The sequence below is a fragment of the Ligilactobacillus agilis DSM 20509 genome (genome assembly GCF_001436215.1).
GTDB lineage: Bacteria > Bacillota > Bacilli > Lactobacillales > Lactobacillaceae > Ligilactobacillus > Ligilactobacillus agilis.
The window spans coordinates 28,165-36,039 of sequence record NZ_AYYP01000068.1; the positions used below are offsets into that span (position 1 = coordinate 28,165).

Consider the following 7,875-nt stretch of genomic DNA (forward strand, 5'->3'; position numbering starts at 1 on the left):
TAACGTCGCTCAACGGGCTAAGTATTATCACGCCTTGATGACCAACCACATGTAGCCGGTGAGAACTACCAAAGTTTAAAGGAGACCTACGTTACCTTCTTGTGTCCCTTTAACCCCCTTATTACTGAGCAACAACGAGCGGTTGGGCACTATCAGATGATTTTTGAAGAAGGAGATTACTTAAATGATGGGACCCACACCTTGATTTTAAACGCCAGTGGTGATTGTGAAGGCGTCAGTGATGAACTCAAAGGAATTTTTCAGTTAGTATTGAGGCAGCCGGCGTCATTTGGCCAGTTAGGAGCGCAAATTATGGATAAGATTGATGAAATTAAGCACAGTAAGACAGGAGGGCGCAAGTATATGGAACTAACAGGAGCATTTTGGCAAGATGTTAGAGAAGCAGGCATTAAGATTGGTGAATGTCGTAATAAAAGTGTTGCGCCTCAAGCAGTGTGGGGCGCATTTTTAGTTGGTTAGTGTGAAAGTTGACGATACACTAATCTAGGTGATACACTAGCTCTATCAAGTAAGGGATTTCATGGGGTGATTTAGTGTGCAAACGAGACGGGAACGGATTTTAACCTACATTAAGGAACATAGTAGCCAGGTAAGCCAAGGTTTTACAACTGCGGAGCTAGTTGTAGCCTTAGACTTGGTGAGGTCAAATGTTAGCAAGGAACTAAACGTGTTGGTGCGCGAAGGGTTGTTAGTCAAAAGTAAAGGGCGGCCCGTTCGCTACCAGCTACAAGGACAGGGAAAAAGCTCGAAGCAAGTGGTAACCCCTAAACAGGCCGAAAAACAGGTTGGGGGTCAAGATGTAGCCCCAAGTGATGATGTATTTGAAAAAATCATCGGGCGTAAGGGGAGTCTAAAAACCCAGGTTGAACAGGCTAAGGCGGCACTCCTGTATCCTCCTCATGGATTGAACGTTTTAATTACCGGTCCGACCGGGTCGGGGAAGACCTACTTTGCTAACGCAATGTATCATTTTGCTTGCAGTAACGGAATTATTAAGGCGAAGCAGCCATTTACCACCTTTAACTGTGCCGATTATGCCCATAATCCGCAGCTGCTGATGTCGCATCTGTTTGGTTACGTCAAAGGTTCATTTACAGGGGCCAATGAAGATAAGGATGGCTTAATTCAAGAAGCTGACGGGGGGATGCTCTTCTTAGATGAAGTTCACCGTTTACCCCCTGAAGGGCAGGAAATGATTTTTTACTTTATGGATCACGGGACTTACAACCGCTTGGGGGAAACAGCAAAAACCCACCATGCGGACGTGAGAATTGTGTGTGCAACCACCGAAGATCCAGAGAGTTCTTTACTATCGACCTTTGTGCGCCGGATTCCGATTACGATTCAGATGCCAAGCTTTAAGCAACGGACGATGCGGGAACGCTTAGGACTCTTGCGCCACCTCTTAATTATCGAAGCCAACCGGATTCAAAAAAATATCACCCTCAACGAAAATGTAGTGCAAGCCCTCCTGGGGAGTGTTACCTATGGAAACGTGGGCCAATTAAAATCTAATATCCAGTTAGTCTGTGCGCAAGGATTCTTGAATAACATGCAGAATCAAACGGAAATTCAGATTACCTTTGATCAGCTCCCACCTAATATCAAGGACGGCTTAACTTTGTTGGCTAATAATAGGAAGGAATTGGGCGAGTTGACCCAATTATTAGAGCCAACGATGACAATCTACCCTGATAACGATACGAAGGTGATTGATTCAACTGGAGGTTACGAGTTACCTTACAACCTCTATGAAATTATTGGGGATAAGGCAGCCGTTTTAAAAAATGAGGGACTTGACCAAGAGGCGATTAATAATTTCATCCTCACCGACATTAACGTCCACTTAAAAACTTTCTACCGGGGGGCGAAGATAGCCCAGGCGGAAGATAACTTAAACGAAATTGTCGACCAGGAAATTATTGATATTACTAAGGCAATCATGAAGGAGCTAACCACTAACTATGATTACGCCTTGAGTAGTAACTTTTTATATGCGATGAGTCTGCATATTAGTTCATTTATTAAGCGGGTGCAGCTAGGCCGGCCCCTAAGAGCAGTTTCGTCTGATATTGTTGAGATGGTCAAGGCTTATCCTCTGGAACAAAAGATGGCTGGCCGGGTTAAGGAATTACTAGAGGAACACTACCATTTTCCGGTGCCAGAATCGGAGGTTTACTACTTAGCGATTCTGTTGGTTTCCTTGAAATCTAGTCCCGCCAGTGGGCAAGTGGGAATTATCGTGGCGGCTCACGGTAAAAGTACGGCCTCGTCGATGGTACAGGTGGTCGAACAACTCCTATCCGCCGATAACTTACGGGCCTTTGACATGTCACTAGAGATGAGTCCCCAAACAGCCTTGGCGGGAATCGCTCAGGAAGTTAGAGAATTAGACCGGGGTAACGGCGTCTTGTTGCTAGTAGATATGGGGTCACTATCAACCTTTAGTGAACGGTTGACTAAGGAAACCGGGGTCCAGGTGAGGTCGCTAGATATGGTGACAACCGCGATGGTCCTGGAAGCTGCTCGCAAGACCACCTTAATTGACCGGGATTTGGATGCAATTTACAAGGAGCTGCGGGAATTTAACGGCTATTCGCGTCAGATTGAACCGCCGAAAAAAGAGCTGACTGAAAAAGCCCATCACCTAGTTTTAGGAGATAAGCGACCTAAAGTAATTGTGGCCATTTGTTCAACCGGAGAAGGGACCGCCAAACGCATTAAGGAAATGTTAGACCGCATTTTGATTGATAACTTAGTCGATGATATCTTGGTTGAACCAATCTCGGTTGTGGGCATGGAGGAAAAGATTGCCCAACTCCAGCAAAAGTATCGGGTGATTGCGGCCACCGGGATTACCCAACCTAAGTTGGATGTGCCCTTTGTTTCCCTGGAAAACTTACTTCAAGGTGGGGGCGAGCAATTTATTAAGGTGATTGAAAATATAGATGAACCACTCTTTGAAAAAACGGCCTCACTAGAAGAATCCGATACACTAACGGAAGAGATGGCAAGTCAGTACTTAGAACAGTACTACACTTTCTTAAATCCAGTGAAAGTGGTCAAAGTCTTATGGGACTACTGCGATTACTTAGACCGCCGGCTCGACTTTGAAATTAATAACGCCATGCGAATTAGTTTAATTATGCACCTAGGCGGTGCAATTGAACGTAACCTCTTAAATAGTAGTTTAACAATCACTAAGCAAGAAGAGGCTGCAGCTAAGGCTGACAGTAAGTATGAGTTGGTAGTTCAAGCTAACGGAATTATTGCGGAAGCTTTGAATATTGAGTTGTCGTTGGCAGAAGTTTATTACCTGATAAAACTGATTGATACACAAGCTGCAAATCTCTGATACAGAAGTGTTGATACACAAAGGATAAGTGTATCAACACTTTTTTTAAATTTGTTTAAAGTTGATATCATTGGCTTTAGCGTTGATACACAAAAGTTGGCACGCATCTTGCTATATAAAAGGCGTAGGTGCTTAATTAGAACTGATAAGTTTTGAGAACGCTAACGCTAAGCTTTAAAGAAATTATTTCGTCCTCATTTTAATTTTTGCAAATGTTAGCGTCGCAAAGTGAATCAGTTTTAAAGTAAGCTAGAAGTTGTTAGAGCGCGAGGAAGGTGAAGTCAGTGACAATGGACGTATGCTTAATGCGAATTGACAGTCGCTTACTTCATGGCCAGGTGGCAACTAACTGGGCCAAGGCCGCTAAGATTGACCGTATTTTGGTTGTTTCTGATAGCGTTGCCAAGGATGAGCTCCGAAAGGTTATCATCATGCAAGCAGCGCCTCCGGGAACTAAGGCTAACGTGATTCCGCTAGCTAAAATGATTAGGATTTACCATGATCCTCGTTTTTATGGCTTGCGGGTGATGATTTTAGTCGAAAATCCCCAAGATGCTAAACGGTTGATTCAAGGTGGAATTAGGGTTAAGTCCTTAAATATTGGTTCGCTTAGTTTTGAGGTAGGGCGCAAGATGGTCACAGATACCATCGCCGTGAATCAGGCCGATATTGATGCCTTTACTTGGATTCATAACCAAGGCATCCTCTTGGAAACGAGGAAGGTTTCGACCGATTCAAAGTGGGATTTGTGGAAAACCTTACGCGAACGCAATCTCGTTGAATAATGACTTCGCCTCAAATCAAACTCTACAAATTTTGTTACATGGGAGGTATACAACATGGTAGGAATTATCCTAGCTAGTCACGGTGGTTTCGCTGATGGGATTTACCAATCAGGGGAAATGATCTTCGGCAAACAAGAAAATGTCGCACACGTAATCTTAAAGCCAGATGAAGGTCCAGATGATGTCCGTGCCAAAATGGAAAAAGCAATCGCCAGCTTTGATGACGATGAAGAAGTATTGTTCTTAGTTGACCTTTGGGGTGGAACACCATTCAACCAGGCCAACAACTTAGTGGAACAACACAAAGATAAGTGGGCAATCGTTGCCGGTATGAACTTACCAATGGTAATTGAAGCTTACGCATCCCGCTTCTCAATGAACACAGCGCATGAAATTGCTGCGCATATCATTGAAACGGCTAAAGAAGGGGTTAAGGTAATGCCTGAATCACTTCAACCAAAAGAAGCTCCTAAGCAAGCTGCTGCAGGCAATCAACCAACTGGTGCAATCCCAGAAGGAACAGTTATCGGTGACGGTAAGATTAAATATGTCTTTGCCCGGATTGATACGCGCTTACTCCACGGTCAAGTTGCAACAGGTTGGACTAAGGCAATGAACCCTAACCGGATTATCGTTGTTTCTGATAACGTTGCTAAGGATAACTTGCGTAAGAACATGATTGCTCAAGCCGCTCCATCAGGAGTTAAAGCTAACACCGTTCCAATCAAGAAGATGATTGAAGTTGCTAAGGACCCTCGCTTTGGTAATACTAGAGCAATGCTTCTCTTTGAAACTCCTCAAGATGCTTTAGCAGCCATCAAGGGTGGCGTTGATATTAAAGAATTAAACGTTGGTTCTATGGCTTACAGTAACGGTAAAGTTAACGTTAACCAAGTGCTTGCGATGGATCAAAAAGATATCGATACATTCAAAGAACTTAAAGAATTAGGCGTTAAATTTGACGTTCGCAAAGTTCCTTCAAGTTCTCCAGAAAACATGGACAGCTTACTTAAGAAGGCTCAAGACCTTGTGAACGAAAGTAAATAATTTCTAAGGAGGAAATAAACATGTCTGCTATTTCAATGATATTAGTTGTTATTGTAGCGTTCCTTGCAGGTATGGAAGGTATCTTGGATGAATTCCAATTCCACCAACCATTAGTTGCATGTACGCTAATTGGGTTAGTAACAGGTAACCTAACTGCCGGAGTTATCTTAGGTGGTTCTTTACAAATGATTGCCTTAGGTTGGGCTAACATTGGGGCTGCGGTTGCGCCCGATGCTGCTTTGGCTTCCGTTGCTTCTGCTATTATTTTAGTTCAAGGTGGCCAAGGGGTTAAAGGTGTGGGGACTGCGATTGCGATTGCTATTCCTCTAGCCGTGGCTGGTTTGTTCTTAACTATGATTGTGCGTACACTTTCTGTTGCTATTATTCACTTAATGGATACACAAGCTGAAAAAGGTAACATGCGCGGAATTGATGCTTTACAAATTTTAGCTATCTGCATGCAAGGTTTACGTATTGCAATTCCTTCTGCTTTACTTTTAGTTATCCCTTCAAGCGCTGTGCGTGCCTTCCTTGAATCCATGCCTGCTTGGTTAACAGATGGTATGGCTATCGGTGGTGGGATGGTTGTTGCCGTAGGTTACGCTATGGTTATCAACATGATGGCTTCTCGTGAAGTTTGGCCATTCTTCGTCATCGGGTTTGTGTTAGCTGCTTTATCAAGCTTAACATTGATTGCTATCGGGGCTTTAGGTGTTTCCCTTGCCTTAATGTACCTTGAACTTGAAGAAAAAGCTAAAGGTAACGGTGGCAACGGTGGTAACGGCGGTAGCGGTGACCCACTTGGCGACATCTTAGATGACTACTAAAATTAAGGAGGAATAGGATAATGGAAAAGAAAGTTCAATTAACTAAAAAAGATCGTATGCAAGTTGCATGGCGTTCCCAATTCCTTCAAGGTTCATGGAACTATGAACGTATGCAAAATGGTGGTTGGTGCTACTCAATGATTCCAGCCATCAAGAAGTTGTACCCTAACAAAGAAGACCGAGTAGCAGCTTTAAAGCGTCACTTGGAATTCTTTAACACTCACCCATACGTAGCTTCACCAGTTGTTGGGGTTACCCTTGCCTTGGAAGAAGAACGTGCTAACGGGGCTGAAATCGATGACGTTGCTATTTCTGGGGTTAAGGTTGGTATGATGGGACCTTTAGCCGGGGTTGGTGACCCAGTCTTCTGGTTTACTGTTCGTCCTATCTTAGGTGCCTTGGGTGCATCTTTAGCTTTAGGTGGTAGCATCTTAGGACCAATCTTGTTCTTCGTATTATGGAACTTAATTCGGATGGGCTTCATTTGGTACACCCAAGAATTTGGTTACCGTGTAGGGACTAAGATTACAGATGACCTTTCCGGTGGTTTATTGCAAAAGGTTACCCGTGGGGCTTCCATGCTCGGGATGTTCATTATCGGTGCCTTAGTTGAACGGTGGGTATCAATCAAGTTCACACCAGTTGTTTCAAAGATTCAACAACAAAAGGGTGCTTACATTGACTGGGATCACCTACCAAAAGGTGCTGCTGGTATCAAGGAAGCAATCACTCAATACAGCAGTGGTTTATCACTAGACAAGTACAAAGTAACTACTTTACAAGACAACTTAGACCAATTAATCCCTGGTTTAGCTGCTTTACTTCTTACTTTGCTTTGCATGTGGTTATTAAAGAAGAAAGTTTCTCCAATCGTTATCATCTTGGCATTATTCGTTGTCGGGGTTGTTGGTCACGTAATTGGTTTACTTTAATCATTACTTTCTTAAAGGGACGCGGAAAAGTGTTTTTTCCCGCCCCTTTTTTTAGTATAGTTGAGGGTAAGGAGGATTTTTTATGGTAGAATCACTTAATTCCAAAGTTGAAATAGTTGTTGATGGGACCTCGTATGCCGGCTTTGCCCAGTATGGCAAAATCATGATTGGGAATGCTGGATTTGAGTTTTATGATGATAAGAAGGTTAGTAACTTTGTGCAGATTCCCTGGGAAGAAATTGAGAGTGTGACCGTGTCGGTCTTATTTGGTGGCAAGTGGATTCCCCGTTTTTCTATCAAAACCAAGTCTGATGGCAGTTTTATCTTCGCTGCTAAGGAGGTTAAAGCTGTTTTGCGGGCAGTTCGAAGCCACATTGGTAAGGAGAAGATGTACCGGTCGCTTTCTTTCTTCCAGGTAATAAAGCGAGGGACAAGTGCCTTATTTAAGAAAAAGAACTAACAAGTTGCGTTTAAGTTAAAAATCGGTCCGAACATTTCTGTTAGCAAAGAGGTGTTTAGACCGCTTTTTTCTTCATAAAACGAATAATTTTGCAATTAATGCAGGAATATTCAGCTTTAAAACTCTTACATCTTTTTTAGTAAACAAAGTTAATTTTTTTGGCAAAAAAGCTTGACCTAGAACCTGAAAGCCTGTATTATAAATATCGTTGTCAGTTACGAAATGTGATTGATAAGTTAATTAAAAATAATTCTTGACAACTTTGTTTCTCGTTGATATGATATAAAAGTTGTCACAAGGGTTAAAGGATTGAATTTTTATTCAAAATTAATCCTTGACATTCAAAATGATGATTGTTATTATATAATAGTTATCATTGCGATAACGAATTATTAATGAGTAGATCTTTGAAAACTGAACAAAGTTTTAGACAAACCAAATGTGTAGG

Annotated in this window: 7 protein-coding genes; all 7 read left to right on the forward strand. The window is 42.5% G+C overall.

Annotation, left to right across the window (positions count from 1 at the left end; all coding sequences use genetic code 11):
• Positions 1-156 precede the first annotated feature (156 nt).
• A complete protein-coding gene (locus tag FC14_RS08735) occupies positions 157-480 on the forward strand; it encodes a hypothetical protein (protein ID WP_156655797.1) in 324 nt (107 codons plus the stop codon).
• Between the two features lie 76 nt (positions 481-556).
• Positions 557-3,376, forward strand: a complete 2,820-nt coding sequence (locus tag FC14_RS08740) for a sigma-54-dependent transcriptional regulator (RefSeq protein WP_056977471.1) — start codon at positions 557-559, stop codon at positions 3,374-3,376.
• A gap of 290 nt (positions 3,377-3,666) precedes the next feature.
• The gene (locus FC14_RS08745; protein WP_056977483.1) at positions 3,667-4,161 is read left to right on the forward strand and encodes a PTS sugar transporter subunit IIB; all 495 of its coding nucleotides are present in this window, start codon (positions 3,667-3,669) and stop codon (positions 4,159-4,161) included.
• Positions 4,162-4,215: 54 nt separating this feature from the next.
• The gene (locus tag FC14_RS08750) at positions 4,216-5,208 is read left to right on the forward strand and encodes a PTS sugar transporter subunit IIB (protein WP_056977473.1); all 993 of its coding nucleotides are present in this window, start codon (positions 4,216-4,218) and stop codon (positions 5,206-5,208) included.
• 20 nt (positions 5,209-5,228) lie between these two features.
• Positions 5,229-6,035 carry a PTS mannose/fructose/sorbose transporter subunit IIC gene (locus FC14_RS08755; RefSeq protein ID WP_056977475.1) on the forward strand — a complete coding sequence of 269 codons (807 nt, stop codon included), beginning with the start codon at positions 5,229-5,231 and terminating at the stop codon, positions 6,033-6,035.
• Positions 6,036-6,055: 20 nt separating this feature from the next.
• Positions 6,056-6,967, forward strand: a complete 912-nt coding sequence (locus FC14_RS08760; protein ID WP_056977477.1) for a PTS system mannose/fructose/sorbose family transporter subunit IID — start codon at positions 6,056-6,058, stop codon at positions 6,965-6,967.
• An 82-nt stretch (positions 6,968-7,049) separates the two neighbouring features.
• The gene (locus FC14_RS08765; protein ID WP_056977479.1) at positions 7,050-7,427 is read left to right on the forward strand and encodes a DUF956 family protein; all 378 of its coding nucleotides are present in this window, start codon (positions 7,050-7,052) and stop codon (positions 7,425-7,427) included.
• The last annotated feature ends 448 nt before the right edge of the window (positions 7,428-7,875 follow it).

Excerpts from the sequence above, each read along its gene's own strand:
- FC14_RS08750 (WP_056977473.1), top strand. The coding sequence starts at position 4,216 with ATGGTAGGAATTATCCTAGCTAGTCACGGTGGTTTCGCTGATGGGATT.
- FC14_RS08755 (WP_056977475.1), top strand. The coding sequence starts at position 5,229 with ATGTCTGCTATTTCAATGATATTAGTTGTTATTGTAGCGTTCCTTGCA.
- FC14_RS08765 (WP_056977479.1), top strand. The coding sequence starts at position 7,050 with ATGGTAGAATCACTTAATTCCAAAGTTGAAATAGTTGTTGATGGGACC.
- FC14_RS08760 (WP_056977477.1), top strand. The coding sequence starts at position 6,056 with ATGGAAAAGAAAGTTCAATTAACTAAAAAAGATCGTATGCAAGTTGCA.
- FC14_RS08735 (WP_156655797.1), top strand. The coding sequence starts at position 157 with ATGATTTTTGAAGAAGGAGATTACTTAAATGATGGGACCCACACCTTG.
- FC14_RS08745 (WP_056977483.1), top strand. The coding sequence starts at position 3,667 with ATGGACGTATGCTTAATGCGAATTGACAGTCGCTTACTTCATGGCCAG.